1 protein-coding gene is annotated in these 1012 nt (G+C 63.8%); it reads left to right on the forward strand.

Going from position 1 to position 1012, the window contains the following annotated elements; genetic code table 11:
• On the forward strand, positions 1 to 671 hold a 671-nt coding region (locus WN73_RS05975), incomplete at its 5' end, for a glycosyltransferase (RefSeq protein WP_271552097.1).
• Positions 672 to 1012 lie beyond the last annotated feature (341 nt).

Genomic DNA, 1012 nt, shown 5'->3' on the forward strand with positions numbered 1-1012 from the left:
ACCGCGCCATTGCCATTGCGCGGGCTGCGGGCGTGCCGCTTAAGATTGCGGCGAAGGTTGATAAGGTCGACGAGGCCTACTTCCAGGAGGTCATCGCGCCACTCTTGAACGGGACGGACGTCGAGTTCGTTGGCGAGATCAACGAGAGCGCCAAGACCGAGTTTCTCGGCCGGGCGGCCGGATTGCTTTTCCCCATCGATTGGCCCGAGCCGTTCGGGCTGGTCATGATCGAGGCCATGGCCTGCGGAACGCCGGTGCTTGCCTTCCGCTGCGGATCGGTCCCGGAGATCGTCGAGGACGGGCTGACCGGGCGCATCGTCTCAAGCCTCGATGAGGCGGTGCAGGCCATTCCAGAGCTGTTGGCGTTGGACCGGAAAGCGATCCGGATGCGCTTCGAGGAGCGGTTCTCCTCCCGTCGCATGGCATCGGACTACGTGAAAATCTACCACTCCATTCTCCGTAGCCACGCTGCGCGGCAGACCAAGATTTCGGCCGTTGCCGCCTTATCCGCGAAGGCCGCGCGTAGTTTGGAAGGGTCGCCCGCGATAGGTCGGCTGGATGCGCTTGAACAGGTCATCATGCGACCCGAAGAAGGTCGTCGGAAGGGCGCAGCGGGGGCGAAGCAAAAACGAACTTCAGGATGTGGCGCGAGCCTGGGGCTGGAGGCCTGAATTCCGTCGGCGTCCTTGTCCGGCGATCGCCATCACAGGGCGCTAAGATCCGCACTCCCCGTGGCTGGTCCTGAGGCGTGTGCGGCCTAGTGCCGTGCAAGCTCCGACGATGCCGCCCCAGCCTTGCCTCCGTTCCACCCTTTTGATCACCGGCCGATGCCCTTCAGGACCTGCTGCATCTGCCGATCTACGTTTACGCGGTAGCCGCCGCTCGGCCCGCGTCAGTGATCCGGTATTCGATATCGCCAGATGGAAGCGGCTCGGTTTCCACGAGACCCAGCTCCACCAGCCGTGCCACGATCTCATGGTCGAACATCGGCGGGCTGACCCAGGATTCGCCG

The organism is Bradyrhizobium sp. CCBAU 45394 (genome assembly GCF_028128655.1).
Classification (GTDB): domain Bacteria; phylum Pseudomonadota; class Alphaproteobacteria; order Rhizobiales; family Xanthobacteraceae; genus Bradyrhizobium; species Bradyrhizobium diazoefficiens.